The following is a 15,881-nucleotide window of genomic DNA, read 5'->3' on the forward strand; positions in this document are numbered from 1 at the left end:
TCTAGAGCGTGGAGGGGGCCACTTATATCGGCTTTGTGGCCGCGCTGTTTTTCATCGGCGGGACCGAACGACGACACATGCAGGTACTCGGTGACCTTGTCGCGCAGGCCCGCGACCGCGACGGCGTTCTCTTTCGCTCGCCGGAGCGGTCGACACCGTACAGCTACTCCGATTTCGCCACGAACGCCTGGAAAGGCGGGAATCTGCTGCGGCACTACGGCGTCCGGCACGGGACGCGGGTCGCCGTCGTCGTCGGCCCGAAAGAGCCGACTGACGAGGACCAGCTGGGCTACCTTCGGGACGGGCCGGACGCGCTGCTTGCCTTCCTCGCGGCCGCGCTCGATGGCGCGGTCGTCGATATGGACCCGCCGAATGCGGTCGATGCGACAGCACTGGTCGCACCAGCGGCGTGGCTCGACCGCTACACGCAGGGGCCGGGAACGAAAGGATTAGCATACGGCGGCCCAGTCGATGATCCCACCATCGCCCAGTTCGAGCGGGAGCTGTGGAGCGAGAACCCGCTCCAGCCGCCGGGCGAAGTCGCGCCCGAGGACAACGTGCTGGCGGCCGACAGAACGTACACGCACGGCGAACTCATGGCCGAAAGCGGTCGTGTCGTCGCAGACTACGATATCGGCGCGGAGACGACTGTCGCGCTCCGGGCACCGATGACGACGGCGGGGGCAATCATCGCCGGACTGCTTGCACCGATGCGGGCCGGCGCGACGGTGGTGTTCGGTGGCGACGAGACTGGGGATATCGCTGTTGCTGACGGGGATGCGCCGGAAGAAACCGTTGTTCGGCCAGACGACACGACGCCGTCGTAGCTCCTTTTAATCGTCCGCTACGGGGCCGTTTAGCGAGTCGCGCGGTACTCGCCGTGTTTGACGCCGAGCGCTAGAATTAGCGCGAAGACGACTATCTGCCCGACACTGACGGGAAGTGCGATACTCGAAGGCATTCCCATGAACGAGCCACTCACCATTACCCCGACAAGGACGAGAAAGGCGATTGCAGTCTTTGTCGTATCGAATTCCATAACAGCCGATCATTGGAGCCCGGGTCGTCTAAACGTTGGCTTTGCGGTTACTCTGTCGGGCGGACGAAGTCCGCAAGCGTCACCAGTAGGCCGAGCACCCACCCCAGCGGGATAGAGATGCCGAGCCAGATGATGACGTAGGCGATACCTTCCCGGTCGAAGTTCTCGATAAAGAACTCAGCGACGCCGACGGAGGCCAGCACCTCGTAGAGGAACCACCGCGACAGCGAGTCGCTCGCTGGAATGACGACCGAGGCGACGGTCGTCGAGTACAGCGCTGCGACGACCGGCGGCAGGAAAATGGCCGTCATAGCGAACGGATATGCCAGCGCGACCGTCGTCCCACGGCCGCCGACCCGCCGGAACGTGACCGCGAGCGCGCTCGATAGCGTCGCAACGCCGCCGGCGACAACCACGGCGGTGAACCCACCCGACACGAGGTCGATACTCCCCGGTTCGAGTCGCGCGAGAGCCGCCAGGCCACCCCAGGCGACGACGGAGAGGAGAACGACACCGACAACGCCCAGGCGGGTCGCCGTGCCGTCGATGCGACGGGTCTGGTAGCGCAGGACGACGCCACACAGTACCAGCGGATACACCAGCGCGATGACTGGGACCCCGAGCGCAGACCAGAGGCGATAGAGGGCCAACCCGACCGAGGAGTCCGGCGTCCACGTCCCGAGGACGGTGTCGTTAGCGTTTCGCTGACGTGGATACACGAGTTCCATCCACGTTTCGTGTAATCTATTGAGGTCGATACGGATCCCGCCGACGACCCCGTGGCTTCCGGTAGACATACCGGTGGTTTCGTTCTACCGGCGTTAAATGTTTCACGGCAGCCGTGGCAGTTGTGATATGCTGTGAAGAGTACTGCCCCGATTCGAAACCGACATATTCAGGACGGGGAGTCACAAACGGTCAGGTATGACAGACGGTAGAGCGGACGTGTCCCGTCGGGGCTTCCTGCGGACGGCGGCAGGGGCCACGGCTGCGTCGGCCGCAGCAGGCACCGCGACCGCACAGGAAGGCACCGAGGGCGGCGACGGCGGTGGAGGCGGCGGCGAGCCGGACTACGGCGGTTTCCTGGACCAGGTAGGGAACTTCGACGGGTCGACCGTCGACGCAACCGGACAGGACACAGCGACGGTGGAGGTCGGCGTGCAGGCCAACGGCGGAGCCTTCGGCTTCGGCCCGCCCGCAATTCACGTCGACAACGGCGCGACCGTCCAGTTCGAGTGGACAGGTAACGGCGGCGGCCACAACGTCGTCTCGGACGGCGACGGGCCGCTGGACTCCGGTAGCGCTGTCTCAAGCGCCGGCGTCAACTACGAGCACACCTTCGAGGAGGACGGCATCTACCCCTACGTCTGCGTGCCACACGAGAGCCTCGGCATGAAGGGGGCCGTCGTCGTCGGGACGGACTACCCAGCGAAGTCCTCCGGCGGCGGTGGTGGTAGTGGGAGCTCCGGCCCGCCGGAAGTGCCAAACAGCGCGAAAACGCTCGGCGTCGCAACCTCGTTCGTGATGGTCGCGACGCTCGGACTCGCGTACTTCTTCATCCGGTACGGCGGCGACTACGAGACGCCCGAGTAACGCTCCGTCGCCGCGTTACACCGAATCCGGACCGGCGTGAATATCCAGATCGACGTCCCGTTCCTGCCCTTCGAGGTCCTCGACGACACGTTCGACGATTTTGGTCGCCTCTTTGCGGATGAGCGGCTTGACTTTCTCGATGACCCAGTCCATCGAAACGAGTCTGGGGAGGTCGACGGCATTGTCCGAGGCCGACCCGGGGTCGAACGCAACGTGAAACCGCACCCGTGACGCCGTCTCCACGTCCGCCGGGACGCCGTCCGGGTCAGGCTCGACTGCCCAGTACCCTTCGGCGTCGATGTCCTTGACGATCCGCCAGTCGATGCGCGTCGGCGGTGAAACGTCAGTCACCGCCGACCGAGCGGTGTAGGAGAGCTTCCACCACGAGAACACGAGGTCGTAGTTCGTCCCCGGCGAGCCGTCGCCGTCCTGTACCACGCGATCGAGATACTCCGAGTATCGCGCGTAGCCCGGAAAGTCCAACAGAAACTCGTAGACCTCTTCGGGTGGGACGTACACGACCGTGCTGACCTCGACTTCGTCCACGTCTGTGACACCGGATGTACTGAAGGTAAACTTTCGGGCATCGAACCCCGGCCGTGGCCGCGCTTTTTGCCGAAACATTTCCACAGAGCATAATTACGAACAGAAAATATTATCACTCTGTATTGGATATAGTGACAGTACCATGAGTGCATCCGATATCCAGTCCGCTGATACCGACAGCGAGCACGAGACCAGCGGGTGGGACGCCGTCCGCGATCTCCCGCCGAGCGCGAAACTCGTCGCGAAAGTCCTGGAGTACAACGAGACTCTGACTCAGAGCCAACTCGCCGAGGAGACGCTGCTGCCACCGCGGACGGTCCGGTACGCACTCTCCCGCCTCGAAGATGTCGGCGTTATCGACTCCCGGTTTTCCTTCGCCGACGCGCGAAAACGGATCTACACGCTGCAGGTCGAGTAGCCACCCGACACGACTCACGTCGAGTAATCGAACCCTGTATTCCGCGCCAAGAACCGTTTTACCGCTCCTTGTCGCCCGTTGACAGTGTGAGGACAACGTTGATTAGTCAGCCTCACAAGACATCTGGTATGAAAGTCGTCCTGATTGGTGTCGGGCAGGCTGGCGGGAAAGTAACCCAGTCGCTTGCCCAGTTCGATTACGACATGGGGTTCGACGCTGTCCGGGGGGCCCTCGCCGTTAATACGGCGCGAGCCGACCTCCAGAACCTCGATATCGACACGGCCCTTATCGGACAGGACCGCGTGAAAGGTCACGGCGTCGGCGGTGACAACGAACTCGGGGCCCAGATTATGCAGGAGAACGCCACCGAGGTGCTCGACGAACTCGACGGGCGCATCACGACCGAGGCCGAGGCCATCGTCGTCGTCGCCGGACTCGGCGGTGGCACCGGCTCCGGCGGCGCACCGATGCTCGCCCGCGAACTCAAGCGCATCTACGAGAAGCCGGTGTACGTCCTCGGCATCCTCCCCGGCCGGGACGAAGGCGGTCTGTACCAGGCAAACGCCGGTCGCTCGCTCAAGACCGCCGCCCGCGAGGCCGATTCCCTCCTCCTCGTCGACAACGACGCCTGGCGGGGCAGCGGCGACAGCGTCGCTGCCGGGTTCGAACGCGTCAACGACGCTATCTCCCAGCGGGTCGGCCTGCTGTTTGCCTCCGGCGAGGCTGTCGAGGGAGTCGGTGAGAGCGTCGTCGACTCCTCGGAGATCATCAACACGCTCAGGGGCGGCGGCATCGCCTCCATCGGCTACGCCAGCGCCGAGGCCAGCGAGGACGCTGGCGAGAACGTCAACACCATCACCAGCGTCACCCGGAAAGCCCTCCTCACGAGCATGAGCCTGCCCAACGCGGTCAAGGCCGACTCGGCCCTCCTCGTCGTCGCGGGCGACCCCGAACGCCTCTCGCGGAAGGGCGTCGAACGAGCGCGCCGCTGGGTGGAAGACCAGACCGGGAGCATGGAGGTCCGGGGCGGGGACTTCCCGCTCGGCTCCGACAAAATCGCGTCGCTCATCGTCCTTTCGGGCGTCGAACGGTCCGAACGGGTCGACGAGTTCATGAAGCGCGCCCGCGAGGCGGCCGACTCCCAGGGCGGGACGACCGACCCGGACGAGTTCACAAACGACAAACTGGACGGACTGTTCTAAACTGTTTTCGGCGCAGATACCGGAATCACTCGACTGAGACGGCAGCCTCAGGCGAGGCTGCTACCGTCGAACTTCGCGCGGTCGAAGTCGTGGTCGAGCAGGTCGAGAACGGTCGGCGCGATGTCGTAGAGGTCGGCGTCTTCGATGCGAACGTCCGGGTCATCAACCAGGAGCGTCGCGTTGTCGAAGCTGTGCATGCCGTTTCGCGGCCCGACACCGAAGACGTCATCGGAGCCCTTGAATCCGGCCTTCAGGTCGAACCCGTGGTTCGGAACGACGGTGAGATCCGGCGCGATGTCATCGTGGTCGCCGCGGAAGGCGTCTTCCTTGGTCACGACACGGTCGGCGACCTTCTTGCCGTCCGGGCCTTCCAGCGATTCGAGTTTCTCCTTGAGGTCCGCACGGACGGACTCGTACTCGGATTCGGGAACGCTGCCGTTCGGTTCGCGGCCCTCCAGATTAATGTAGAAGCGGCCGGGGATGAGCGAGTAGGCTTTCGTGTCCTCGCTGATGTCGCCGAGTTCGGAATGGTCGTCGGTCGCATAGTCGAGCCACCCCTCCTGCTGGAGCCACTCGTTGAAGTGAACCTCGTAGTCGAGGGAGGTGAAGCCGTGGTCCGAGGCGACGACCATCGTCACGTCGTCGGGGAGTCGGTCGCGTAGGTCACCGAGATAGGCATCGACCTGCTTGTAGAACTCGAAGAACGCCTCCTGGTTCTCGCCGTCGCGCTCGTAGTCTTTGAACAGGAAGTGGTTGACCCGGTCAGTGGTCATGAACACCCCGAAAAACAGGTCCCAGTCGTCCTGCTCGACGTAGTGTTTGAACGCTTCGTAGCGTTTTTCTAGCGTCTTGTGGGCGTCCTCGACGAAATCGCTCTTGTCGTCGTCGTGGCCGAGTTTGGCGTTGACGTCGATCCGGTAGTCGCTGTCCTGAAGGTGATCTCGGAGTTCGTCCGGGTAGGCGGCCTTGTCCACGCCCGGTGAGAGGAAGCCCGAGACCATCCGCTGGACGTTCCGCTGGGGTGGGAACGTGACCGGGACGTTCAGAACCGTCGCGTTGCGGCCATCATCGGTGACGCGGTCCCAGAGACGCGTCGCCTGCACGTCACGCCCCATCGGGACGTAGGTGTCGTATGACCCGACCTCGCGGTCCTGAAAGCCGTAGACACCCGTTTGTCCGGGGTTAACGCCAGTCGTCAAAGCCGGCCAGCAGGCGCTAGACTCGGGCGGGACGATGCTGTCGATGGGGCCGGCGCTTCCGTCCGATGCCATCTCCGTGAGGTTCGGGAACACGTCGGGGTGTTCGTCGATGAGGCTGAACGGTACGCCGTCAATGCCGAAGAAGGCAACACGCGGTGCGTCGTCTCCCTTCAATCGGTCGAATAATCCCATACGACCCGTTAGTCAGGTCAGGAACAAGAAACTTCTTTTCGGAGCCGCGTCACCGAAAGCGGCAAAACCATCGATACAGCCCACGCTCAGGACGACTGGTCCGCGTTCTCCGGAACCACGGTCAGATGTGCGATTCCGGGTGTCGACCGCCGCTCGACTCGCGGAACGACAGTCGTGTGGTCCAGCGCCGTGTCGGTGTCATCAGTAGCCATACACGTATCGATAGTAGTTACACGGACAAAAAATTACCCATGCTCATACATAATCGGAGACACCTGCCGGTATTACTTCTGGAAATACGGCGGCGGTGGAACAAAACCGCAAAAATGTGGTCCCGGAAGCGTCAGTTGAACTCTTCGTCGTACAGTTCCTGGGCGTGGACAATAGCGTCCTTTGCGGCTTCTTTGTCCTCCCAGCCCAGCGTTTCGACTTCTTTGCCTTCTTCGAGGTTCTTGTAAGTCGAGAAGAACTCGTCGATCTCGTCGAGGGTCTGCTGCGGGATGTCGTCGAGGTCCTCAATGTGATCGTAGCGCGGGTCCTCGATCGGAACTGCGATGACCTTATCGTCTTGCTCGCCGTCGTCATCCATCTTCATCAGGGCCACGGGACGGGCCTCGATGACACAGCCGGGGAACGTCTGGTCTTCGACGAGGACTAACACGTCGAACGGGTCCTCGTCGTCGTAGTACGACTGCGGGATGAAACCGTAGTCAGACGGGTAGTGAACGTTCGAGTGGAGAACACGGTCGAGGACGACACCAGGGATGTCCTTCTCGTATTCGTACTTGTTGCGCTCGCCTTTCAGGCACTCGACGACAGCGTAGATCTCTTCGGGCGGGTTCGGTCCAGTTTCCAGGTCTTCCCAGAGGTTCGTCATCACCGGCGACTGCGCGACGCCGTCAAAAAATCCTTTCGTAATAGCCACAGCTATTCGGTATTATGCGCTATATAACCCAATAATATCTAACTATAGATATATTCTTAGATTACACTTACTACCTGTAAACGACAATCTGAAAGCAGATTAATCGGAAACTCAATTTAACTGAACCCATATAATATAACTTTCTCGAAATTATTGTACCTGCTAGTTGTGTGGTGGTTAATGCCCCACAGCAGGCGTTGTGCGCCAGAGTTAACAAGTGTTAAATAGCTTGCTGACATTTACTCAACTATGTCAGAGGCACAAACAGTTACTGACAGTCCGGGCATCGCAAAAGAGCTTACCGCTTTTCAGCAGAATATCCTGGTAATACTCGCTGAAGAGCCACGGTATGGTCTCGCTATCAAGCGCGAACTGGAAGAATACTACGACGACGAAGTCAACCACGGTCGCCTGTACCCGAACCTCGACGACCTCGTCGAGATGGGGCTCGTCGAGAAGAGCGAACTCGACAAGCGAACGAACCAGTACTCCCTGACCGAGTCGGGCAAGGACGCAGTCCTCGACCAGCTCGGATGGGTGTTCGGGAAGTTCATCTCCGATGACGGTCGAGCCGACGAACTCCGTGATCTGATCACGGCGCAGCAGTAGACTCGCATCTGGGCACCTGCGAACTACTGTTAATCAATTCTTAACGCGAACCAAACCTGGCTACCGGCGGGTATACCGAACGGTTACGCGTCGGGGACGCGGCCACCGGCTTCTTCCACAGTGAGACGGATCGACTGGTCGAGGGCCGACTGTTGTTCCGCAGTTGGCCACGCGTTCCGTCGGACGTAGTCGTCCCGAAACTCCTGAATTTCGTCCGGTGTCGCCTCCGAGATGGGCTTCGCGTAGTGGTTACCCATGAAATCGGCGAGCAGCTCCGCGTTGGCGCCGTGTGTCTCACCGTGTGTTTCGGTCACAGCTTCGACGACGGCTCGGTTTGCAGCGTCGATTTCCGCCCACTCGTCCGGGTCGCCGGGGCCCGAAAGCCGTATCTCGACGCCACGGTCGATGTCGTCGACCCGCTCCGGACGGATGACGCCGTCATCGACCCATTCGACGGGATGGCAGACGAGTACGTCACCCGTCTCGTCGTTTCTGATACGGGCAGTGTAGTCGTACTCCGCGAGGATTTCGTCGCGTTCAGTCCTGTAGGCGTCGGCCTCGGCATCATCAACTACTTCGCGAGCGAGCCTGGTCAGCCGTTCGGCCTGTTCGGTCACATCTGTCGGCAGGTCAGTCATCGTCGAGTGCGTCGTTAGCTAGTTCGTCTGCACGGTCGTTTATTTCCCGCGGAACGTGCTCGATCTGCCAGTCGTCAAAGTCTGTCAGTAGCTCGCGGACACGGACACGGTGCTCGCGCAGTTCGGGGTCGTTCGTATCCCACTCGCCACGGACCTGTTTGACGATAAGCTCTGAGTCACCCCGGATATGGACATCGTCGAATCCGTAATCGCGTGCGACTTCAACCGCGCGGATGAGCGCCTTGTACTCCGCCTGGTTGTTTGTCGCCGTTCCTATCGTTTCTCCACCCTCCGTGACAATCCCGCTGTCGTTGACCAGCACGTAGCCGACCGAGGCTGGTCCCGGGTTACCCCGCGATGCGCCATCAAAATATGCATGGACGCGCCCGCCGTCAGTGCCGCGCAGCAGGGCCTCAAGTCGTGCAGTCCCCTCACCCTGTACGACGACTTTTCCGTCGTAGGCGACCGCCGTCGCGCCGCCGTATTCGACGCGCCAGCGCTCGTGGTCAGTGTTTCCCTGTTGGATGTCGAGTCCCGCGTCCGCCAGTCGCTCGCGGGCCGTCGTCTCGTCGCATTCGATGACCGGCATTGTCCGAGGGTGGCTGACCCGTCGGTATAGACGTTGTGGTCGGCCCGTCAGTTTCCGGCGTTTCTGCTGATTCGCTCGGCACCGGTCTGTCGACCCTCTTCACCGCCGAGTACCCGACCGAGAACACCGACCAGCCCGCCGACGGTGACAACGGCTCCGGCGGCGAACATTATCGACAGGATTGGGTCGACAGGCTCGATGAGGATGGGTGAGAGAAACAGGACAATCCCGGACAGAATGGCTATCGCCGCTGCAACGGGGCTTACCTGTTTCCCCGACGAGACGCGGTAGGTGGAGTGTGCGAGCGTGAGGGCCGCGAGTTCTCCGACGAGAAGGTTGACCAGCGCCTGCTGGTACGCGACGGGAATGACGGCAGAGACGAATACGACGACCATGCTGACCAGCGTCGCGCCGAGGAGGAACCACTTCGTTGTATCTACCATGATTTATATCACCTGTTGTTACTCAATCCAACCCTGTAAGAGTTGCTCTCCCACGGACCGCCGGAAAGGTTCTTATCGGGGAGGACCGAAGGCGTGACAGATGCAACTCGACGAGTTCATCGAGGGGTTCGAGGAGGACGAAGCCGCACAGCGGCGCCGCCTTGCGGCGGAGAAATCCTACGCCATCACGGACCACCTCGAAGACGTCGAGCAGCAGTTCGAGGCCGCAGTGCAGGGCGATTCGCTGTTCGGATCGACAGCCCCGGAGATATTCGTCGGCCGGTCGGGGTATCCCAATGTCTCGACGGGCCTGCTCTCCCCGGTCGATACCGACGCCGCCGCTGCCGGGTTCGCGACCAGCGGCGACTGGTACCAGGAGGGACTTGGTATCGAGGACGTCCTCCAGCGCCGGACCGGCATGGTGAACTCCACCCAGACGACATCAGTCGATTCCGTCAGCGCCGGCGGCGGGCGGGGCGGTGGCGGGGTTCACGACGTCTGGAACGGCTTCGTCGGCGTCCAGCGAGAAGTCGCTATCGCGGACCATCCCGTCGATGTGGAGGTGGGTCTCGACGGCACTCCCGAGATGGATGTGAACTTCGACGACGTCGGGACGCCGACGGGGCCGCGCGCCCACGCGACTGGTGCCGATCTGGCGGAGAACCCCCACGTTCCCCGACCCGTCGAAAAGACGCTGTCGGACGACGACTGGCGCGCGGAGGGTGCGATGGCGTATCTGTACCGCCGTGGGTTCGACGTGTACGACATCAACACCATCCTCTCGGCGGGTGCGCTCGGGCAGGCCAGCGAGCGGTCGCTAGTGCCGACGCGGTGGTCGATCACCGCCGTCGACGACACGGTCGGGCAGTACGTCCGCGGGACGCTCCGCAACGCCGACACCATCGATAAGCCGGAGTTGTGGTACAACGAGTACATGGGAAACCGCTACTGGGTGGTGCTTGCGCCCGGCCGCTGGGAGTTCGAACTCGTCGAGATGAAAGCCCCCAGAGCGTCTGGAACCCCCGTCCCGAGACGGGCTACTACATGTCCAGTGCTCACGAGGGCTACGAGGGACGGACCGCCTACGTTGAGGAGACTGCAGGGGCGTACTACGCGGCTCGACTCGGCGTCCTCGAACACCTGCAGGAGCGCGACAGACAGGCGAAGTGTCTGGTGCTGCGGGAGATCACCGACGACTACTGGGCCCCGGTCGGCGTCTGGCAGGTACGCGAGGGTGTCCGCAACGCGTTCGACGGCGAACCCGGGACCGCCCAGTCCTTCAAGGAGACGCTGACGGCCATCGCCGACCAACTCCCCGTCACCCTCGGGCAATTACGGCGCAAGTCCGAACTGGTCGCCGGGCTCCAGTCGCAGTTAAGCGATTTCTAACAGCGCTTCGCGTTGCGGTAAACGACCCGTATCCAGCAACCGTTATCGGCGTCGCCCGCTGTCACCGTCACCGGCGTCGTCCCAGGCTGAAGTGCCGAATCCGCTCTCGTCGGTGTCGTCGCTCCAACTCGGTTGGTCAGTATCGCTGTCTCCTATCGGTTCATCCACGCTCGGAGTGGTCCCTGTCGTGGCTGGCCCGGACCCGTGTGTCCCGCCGGTCGCAGTCGTGGGTGCGAGCGGCGGTTCGCCGTACTCCTCCTCGTATGCGTCCGCGAAGCCACGCCCCCAGACGTACATGATGGCCGACTGGCCGACGAACGCGAGGAACGGAACCGCGAGGTAGCCGACGATGGTGAATCCCAGAATGGTCGCTCCAACGGAGACGATGACGTTGACCGCAAACGCCATCACCACGGCCATCAGCATCGTTCGACTTGTCCCGACAGACGAGAGAACATCCCGGTCAAAACCCGCAGCGATACTATCAGCCCGGACGAAGTTCCCTGTCGCGACGGGCAGTATCACTGCCATTGCGAGAACGCCAATAAAGTAGAGCAAGGCAGCAATGAGAAAGCCAAGGAGCAGCAGCCCCCCTGAGTCGCCGAGTCCACCGCCGATAATCAGCAGGACCGGGAGAGCGAGCACGAGGGTGAGCAAGAGACCGTACCCCATAACGATGACCGCGTGCCGGACTCCGTCGACAGTTATGTCGACCAGATCCAGTTCGTCCCAGGCGGGTGGAGCGTCAGTCTCGCCCCTGAGGACCCGGCGCATCACTTCGAGCATATATCCCTGGAACGTGAACAGCGGAACGAGCAAAAAGCCGAAAAACAGTACGACGCCACCGAGGGCGACGCGTTTGACCCAGTCATCGCCCTGTGTCTGGTAGCGAAGTGCGTCTTCTATCATGTTCAGTCAGTCTTAAGATAGGTTCAAATAAGTTGTGTAATCAGTGAAAGCTGCGATCCAGACATCGCAGCTCTCGGACCAATTCAGTGCGGGCAACGGCGTGGCTCAGGTGCGATCGGTGCTGTGTGGCGAAACCTCGACGAACGCCGGGGTATCGACTGGCCCGGCACAGACTGGGCATCCAACAACCAACAGGCGCTCTCGAACGCCACCGTCGACCGTTGCACACGCATCACAGTTCGGGCATGTGAAGCGGTACTCCGGCATGTACTCAGGCACGGACTGGGATAGCCGAAGGAACTGCCCCCTCAATGTGGAGGGGATATAGGTGCGCGAGGCGGCACCGCCGCGGGTCGGCTTGCCGACCACTGGTGCCGTACAGTGGGGAGAGTCTCGGATATATAGACCACAATAGCGGTCTTAGGAAGGGTTATTCCGCTCGCTCGGAACTATTACGCGATGACTGATACGCCCCTGAAGTTCGGATTCGTCTGTGTCCAGAACGCGGGCCGAAGTCAGATGTCCACAGCGTTTGCCAAGCGAGAACGCACCCGACGCGGACTCGAAGACGAGGTCGAAATCCTGACCGGCGGCACAGACCCCGCGGACGAAGTGCATCCGGAAGTCGTCGAAGCCATGCAAGAACTGGGCATCGATCTGTCTGACCGGGCCCCACGACCGGTCTCGGACGACGAACTCAACAGTTGCACCGTCGTTGCGACGATGGGGTGTTCGACGCTCGAACTCGATGCCGACGTCGCAGTGCGTGATTGGGCGCTAGAGGACCCGCACGGGCAGTCGGTCGAGCGGGTGCGGGAAATCCGCGACGAGATAGAGAAGCGTGTCGCCGACCTGTTCGACGAGTACACCGGATAGCTACCACTCGACGTACGTGAGATACTCGCCCTGTTCGTAGGCCAGAAGCCACGTCCCGTAGCTATCCGTGACCTCGATTCCCTCGTGCTCCCGAATGCGGTCAGTGACCGATTGGAAGGCTTCGTTGTCCTCGAAGTATCCGCCGTCGATGGCCTCCTCGACGACCTCTCGTTCGGCGTCGGAAAGGCCTGAGAGGGTGAACAAGTACTGGTCTCGAATCTGGTCAGCAAACGAGGCAACACCCGACGCGACTTCCGTCGCCTCGTACCGGTATTCGGTCTCTGTTGTCGTTCGTGTACTGACCGTAACCCGATAGCGGTCGCCGTCGTGGACGATAATATCGTACTGGCGCTCCGGAACGAACACCGACCCGTCGCCGACTTCCTCGGCGGTTCCGTACCCGACACCCACGTCGTACCCGTCCCCGGTGGGTGGGTTGTCATCCGAGATGATCGAGTCAAGGCGCTGGCGGTCCGCCGTCGGCAGCTCTTCGTAGGCGATTTCGCCGATTTCAGCCGTCGAGTTAGCCGGATCGAAGTCGATCCGTACCTCGTACACCGTCACGTCGCTACTTTCGAGTGCCGTCTCCGAAACTTCGTAGAAGGCATCGTCGATCCGGACGGTATCGGTCTGGTCGAACAGTTCGTATCGCCCCCGGCGCGTCGCAGAGCCGTTTTCGATGGCCTCCGAGGCGACCGTGTACTCCGCCGACTCGGGACCGGGCGACATCGAAACTTCGTCGGCGATGTCGGCCGCTGTCGCGTCGTCCATGTCAAGCACGACAGAGGGATGACCGCAGCCGGCGACAGCGACCGAGAGGAGGGCTGTTCCGCTCGCGAGGAACTGACGTCGTCGCATGCGCTTACTGACAGGCAGTCAAAAGGAAAGTTTTCCGGGTGTTTTTTTCCGGTCGGAATCGTGCAGACACGCCTCACTCGAGGGAACAGCCTGAGCTGCAGTAAGCGCCAGACGGCGGCAGGGTCCGCAAGGTTCCCTTGCGAGTTGATAAATAATTCCTTCAACAGGGTTTTTCAATTCCGCCGAAATCGACGGACTACGGCACTTTAGCGCCGGTTCTGGTAAAGTCAGGAACGGGAAGAACTCGGTATGGGCCAACGCGGATTTGAACCGCGAACCTCCCGGTTATCAGCCGAGCGCTCAACCTGATTGAGCTATTGGCCCAACGCATTCAGTTGTACCCGAGGGGTATTGAAAAGGGTAACGTTTCGCGGCCGGTTGGGGATGTGAAACCGCGTCAGGGCTTCAGTTTTCGTCGTTGTCTTCGAAGTCGACGTCGGTGGCGTCGTTTGGGTCGAAGGAGGTGCCGGAGCCGGAACCGGACCCCGAACTGGGGCCGCCATCTGGACCGGTCGCACCGGGGCCGGCCGGGCCGTTCTCGTCGTTAGGGAACCCGCCGACGTACACCTGCCCGCTGGCGAAACCGCCGGTCTTGGCGTCGACGTAGGGCTGGACGACCCAGCGGCGCGTGGCGGCACGGACGGGGTAGCGGGTGAACGGCACCGCAAGCAGAAGGCCGACGAAGTCCGTAACCAGGCCGGGCGTGAGGAAGAACGCGCCGGCGGCGATGAGGAGCCCGCCGTCGATGAGTTCGTCGGTCGGGAGTTCGCCGACCGCGAGCCGCTGCTGGATCTTCCGAAGCGTCGCACGGCCTTCGGCGCGGACCAGCAGCATACCGACCAGCGCCGTCAGGACGACGAGGGCGACCGTCACGAGCGAGCCGAGGAACGGTATCGCAACCGTCACCAGCAACACGATGTCGAACAGCGGGATGAGCAGCAACAGCCCGATGACCCGGAGCATACCACTGCTTGCAGGCCCGCCCCCAAACGCCTTTCGAGAGCGGGACCCGGCTGTCGGCCACCGGGGTAGCGGGTCAGCGTTCCCGCAGTCGGACTTCGACTGGCTCTGTGGGGCTCAGCGTAATCTGCATCGCCAGCGACAGCGGGGGTTCGATGACCGCTTCGACGGCGTACTGTTGGGCGATGGTCGCCAGCGCGAGCTTGGCTTCCATCCGGGCGAAGCGCATGCCGATGCAATGGCGCGGGCCACCGCCGAAGGGGTAGTAGGCGTACTCCGGGAGCGACGCTTCGAAGTCGTCGTCCCACCGCTCGGGACGGAACGCGTCGGGCGCGTCGTACCAGCGCTCGTCCCGGTGGACGAGCCACTGCGGGAGGGTGAGCTGTGCGTCCGTCGAGAGTTCGTACCCGCCGAGCGTCACCGGCTCCGTCGGCTGGCGAAACACCGTGAACGCGGGCGGGTACAGCCGCAGGACCTCGTTCAGCACGGCATCGAGATACGGCAGTTCGAACAGGTCTTCGGGCGTCGGCTGGCTGTTCCCCAGCGTCGCGTCGAGTTCCTCGTGCAGGCGCTGCTGGCACTCGGGGTTGTTCGCCAGCAGGAACCAGGCGTACGTGAGCGTCAGCGCCGTCGTGTCGTGGCCGGCGACGAGGAAGGTCAAGAGCTGGTGACCCAGTCGCTCGCGGTCCATCGTCTCGTCGTCGAGCGAGAGCAGCAGGGAGAGTACGTCGTCGCGCGCCTCGCGGGCGTGCTCGGCCTCGCGCTGGCGGGCGGCGATCACGTCGTCGAGCGTCGACTGGAACTCGGCGAGTGAGCGATTGACGGCACGGTTCGTCGGCGTCGGAACCCACAGCGGGAGATACGCCGACAGCGACCGCGGGTCCAGCCGCTTGCGTAGCGCGTCGAGTAGGGGTTCCAGCGCGTCAGCGGTGGTCTCGATGTCTACGTCTAACAGCGTCTTGCCGAGAATGTTCAGCGTCAGCGACTGCATGTGCGGGAGTACATCGATGCGCTGGCCGTCGCTCCAGCCCGCCGCCGTCCGGTCAGCGAACTCAGTCATCGTGTCGCCGTAGGCGGCGATGCGCTCCCGGTAGAACGCCGGCTGGAGCGCCGTTCGCTGGCGTTGCCACTCCTCGCCCTCCAGCAGGAACAACCCCTCGCCGATGAACTGCCCGAGCGTATCCTGAAGGAGTTGTCCCTTCTCGTAGGCGTCAGCATCGGTTACCAGCACTTGCTCGACGAGGTCTGGATGGCAGACGAAACAGCCCGTCGTCCCGGCCACGTTGTACCCCACGACGTCGGCCTCGTGGGCACCAGCGCGGTCGTAGAACCCCAGCGGGTCACGCAACATCGCAGCGGTGTTGTCGACGAACGGGACACGGCCGAGACGGGGCGGCCGGTCGCCCGGCATGACTGGTTCCGGTGGTTCGGGAATCGCCTGCTGGGAATCCATCGCCGACGTTTGGGCCGCCCCGCCAATCGGTCTTTCGCCGGGA

General features: G+C 62.5%; 19 protein-coding genes, 1 tRNA gene and 1 pseudogene. 7 read left to right on the plus strand and 14 right to left on the minus strand.

Translation table 11 applies throughout. From position 1 onward, the window contains the following. The first annotated feature begins 77 nt into the window (after window positions 1-77). Entirely contained in the window at window positions 78-827 is a 750-nt protein-coding gene (locus Har1131_RS14825) for a hypothetical protein (protein ID WP_050038271.1), read from the plus strand. Between the two features lie 29 nt (window positions 828-856). Here Har1131_RS14825 and Har1131_RS14830 read toward each other — a convergent pair whose 3' ends face one another. Both Har1131_RS14830 and Har1131_RS14835 read right to left on the minus strand, forming a co-directional pair. After that, window positions 857-1,039: a hypothetical protein gene (locus Har1131_RS14830; RefSeq protein WP_014039538.1), complete on the minus strand. Its 183-nt coding sequence runs from the start codon at window positions 1,037-1,039 to the stop codon at window positions 857-859. Between the two features lie 47 nt (window positions 1,040-1,086). Continuing rightward, window positions 1,087-1,836 carry a hypothetical protein gene (locus tag Har1131_RS14835; protein ID WP_014039537.1) on the minus strand — a complete coding sequence of 250 codons (750 nt, stop codon included), beginning with the start codon at window positions 1,834-1,836 and terminating at the stop codon, window positions 1,087-1,089. A gap of 127 nt (window positions 1,837-1,963) precedes the next feature. Between Har1131_RS14835 and Har1131_RS14840 the strand changes: the two genes are divergently transcribed. Further along, the gene (locus Har1131_RS14840; RefSeq protein ID WP_014039536.1) at window positions 1,964-2,632 is read left to right on the plus strand and encodes a halocyanin domain-containing protein; all 669 of its coding nucleotides are present in this window, start codon (window positions 1,964-1,966) and stop codon (window positions 2,630-2,632) included. Window positions 2,633-2,647: 15 nt separating this feature from the next. Here Har1131_RS14840 and Har1131_RS14845 read toward each other — a convergent pair whose 3' ends face one another. Further along, window positions 2,648-3,178: a type II toxin-antitoxin system RatA family toxin gene (locus Har1131_RS14845; protein ID WP_050038270.1), complete on the minus strand. Its 531-nt coding sequence runs from the start codon at window positions 3,176-3,178 to the stop codon at window positions 2,648-2,650. A 142-nt stretch (window positions 3,179-3,320) separates the two neighbouring features. Here Har1131_RS14845 and Har1131_RS14850 point away from each other — a divergent pair, with 142 nt between their 5' ends. Both Har1131_RS14850 and Har1131_RS14855 read left to right on the plus strand, forming a co-directional pair. Beyond that, window positions 3,321-3,596, plus strand: a complete 276-nt coding sequence (locus Har1131_RS14850) for a helix-turn-helix domain-containing protein (protein WP_014039534.1) — start codon at window positions 3,321-3,323, stop codon at window positions 3,594-3,596. Window positions 3,597-3,724: 128 nt separating this feature from the next. Further along, on the plus strand, window positions 3,725-4,798 hold the full coding sequence (locus Har1131_RS14855; RefSeq protein ID WP_008310846.1) for a tubulin/FtsZ family protein: 1,074 nt from the start codon (window positions 3,725-3,727) through the stop codon (window positions 4,796-4,798). A 47-nt stretch (window positions 4,799-4,845) separates the two neighbouring features. Here the strand turns inward: Har1131_RS14855 and Har1131_RS14860 are convergent, their stop codons facing one another. From Har1131_RS14860 to Har1131_RS14865, 3 genes are all read right to left on the minus strand, one after another. After that, on the minus strand, window positions 4,846-6,189 hold the full coding sequence (locus Har1131_RS14860; RefSeq protein WP_014039532.1) for an alkaline phosphatase family protein: 1,344 nt from the start codon (window positions 6,187-6,189) through the stop codon (window positions 4,846-4,848). Window positions 6,190-6,275: 86 nt separating this feature from the next. Next, window positions 6,276-6,401, minus strand: a complete 126-nt coding sequence (locus Har1131_RS22555; RefSeq protein ID WP_004518538.1) for a hypothetical protein — start codon at window positions 6,399-6,401, stop codon at window positions 6,276-6,278. A 131-nt stretch (window positions 6,402-6,532) separates the two neighbouring features. After that, window positions 6,533-7,066 (minus strand): inorganic diphosphatase, encoded by a 534-nt coding sequence (locus Har1131_RS14865; RefSeq protein WP_004593839.1) that lies wholly within the window; start codon window positions 7,064-7,066, stop codon window positions 6,533-6,535. 297 nt (window positions 7,067-7,363) lie between these two features. On the opposite strand from Har1131_RS14865, the gene Har1131_RS14870 reads away from it, so the two are divergent. Further along, window positions 7,364-7,723, plus strand: a complete 360-nt coding sequence (locus Har1131_RS14870; RefSeq protein ID WP_064287836.1) for a PadR family transcriptional regulator — start codon at window positions 7,364-7,366, stop codon at window positions 7,721-7,723. Between the two features lie 83 nt (window positions 7,724-7,806). Here the strand turns inward: Har1131_RS14870 and Har1131_RS14875 are convergent, their stop codons facing one another. The 3 genes from Har1131_RS14875 to Har1131_RS14885 are packed head-to-tail and all read right to left on the minus strand — an operon-like array spanning window position 7,807 to window position 9,393. After that, window positions 7,807-8,361: a hypothetical protein gene (locus Har1131_RS14875; protein WP_014039530.1), complete on the minus strand. Its 555-nt coding sequence runs from the start codon at window positions 8,359-8,361 to the stop codon at window positions 7,807-7,809. Continuing rightward, entirely contained in the window at window positions 8,354-8,950 is a 597-nt protein-coding gene (rnhA, locus tag Har1131_RS14880; protein ID WP_004964067.1) for a ribonuclease HI, read from the minus strand. Before rnhA ends, Har1131_RS14875 begins: the two co-directional genes overlap by 8 nt. A gap of 47 nt (window positions 8,951-8,997) precedes the next feature. After that, the gene (locus Har1131_RS14885; protein ID WP_008310867.1) at window positions 8,998-9,393 is read right to left on the minus strand and encodes a hypothetical protein; all 396 of its coding nucleotides are present in this window, start codon (window positions 9,391-9,393) and stop codon (window positions 8,998-9,000) included. Window positions 9,394-9,493: 100 nt separating this feature from the next. Here Har1131_RS14885 and nreA point away from each other — a divergent pair. Next, window positions 9,494-10,782: pseudogene (gene nreA, locus Har1131_RS14890) on the plus strand (DNA repair protein NreA). Window positions 10,783-10,824: 42 nt separating this feature from the next. On the opposite strand, the gene Har1131_RS14895 reads toward nreA, so the two are convergent. Continuing rightward, entirely contained in the window at window positions 10,825-11,691 is an 867-nt protein-coding gene (locus Har1131_RS14895; RefSeq protein ID WP_129756029.1) for a DUF4013 domain-containing protein, read from the minus strand. Window positions 11,692-12,150: 459 nt separating this feature from the next. Here Har1131_RS14895 and Har1131_RS14905 point away from each other — a divergent pair, with 459 nt between their 5' ends. After that, window positions 12,151-12,567, plus strand: coding sequence for a low molecular weight phosphatase family protein (locus Har1131_RS14905; protein WP_129756027.1), 417 nt, complete (start codon window positions 12,151-12,153; stop codon window positions 12,565-12,567). On the opposite strand, the gene Har1131_RS14910 is transcribed toward Har1131_RS14905, so the two are convergent. From Har1131_RS14910 to Har1131_RS14925, 4 genes are all read right to left on the minus strand, one after another. After that, window positions 12,568-13,425, minus strand: a complete 858-nt coding sequence (locus Har1131_RS14910; RefSeq protein WP_050037549.1) for a hypothetical protein — start codon at window positions 13,423-13,425, stop codon at window positions 12,568-12,570. 250 nt (window positions 13,426-13,675) lie between these two features. After that, a tRNA-Ile gene (locus Har1131_RS14915) sits at window positions 13,676-13,749 on the minus strand. 81 nt (window positions 13,750-13,830) lie between these two features. After that, window positions 13,831-14,388: an FxsA family protein gene (locus Har1131_RS14920; protein WP_151147092.1), complete on the minus strand. Its 558-nt coding sequence runs from the start codon at window positions 14,386-14,388 to the stop codon at window positions 13,831-13,833. 73 nt (window positions 14,389-14,461) lie between these two features. Continuing rightward, complete coding sequence (locus tag Har1131_RS14925) at window positions 14,462-15,838, minus strand: cytochrome P450 (protein WP_151147095.1); 1,377 nt, start codon at window positions 15,836-15,838, stop codon at window positions 14,462-14,464. Between the last annotated feature and the right edge of the window lie 43 nt (window positions 15,839-15,881).

It is taken from the genome of Haloarcula sp. CBA1131, assembly GCF_008728975.1.
In the GTDB taxonomy this organism is placed as follows: domain Archaea; phylum Halobacteriota; class Halobacteria; order Halobacteriales; family Haloarculaceae; genus Haloarcula; species Haloarcula hispanica.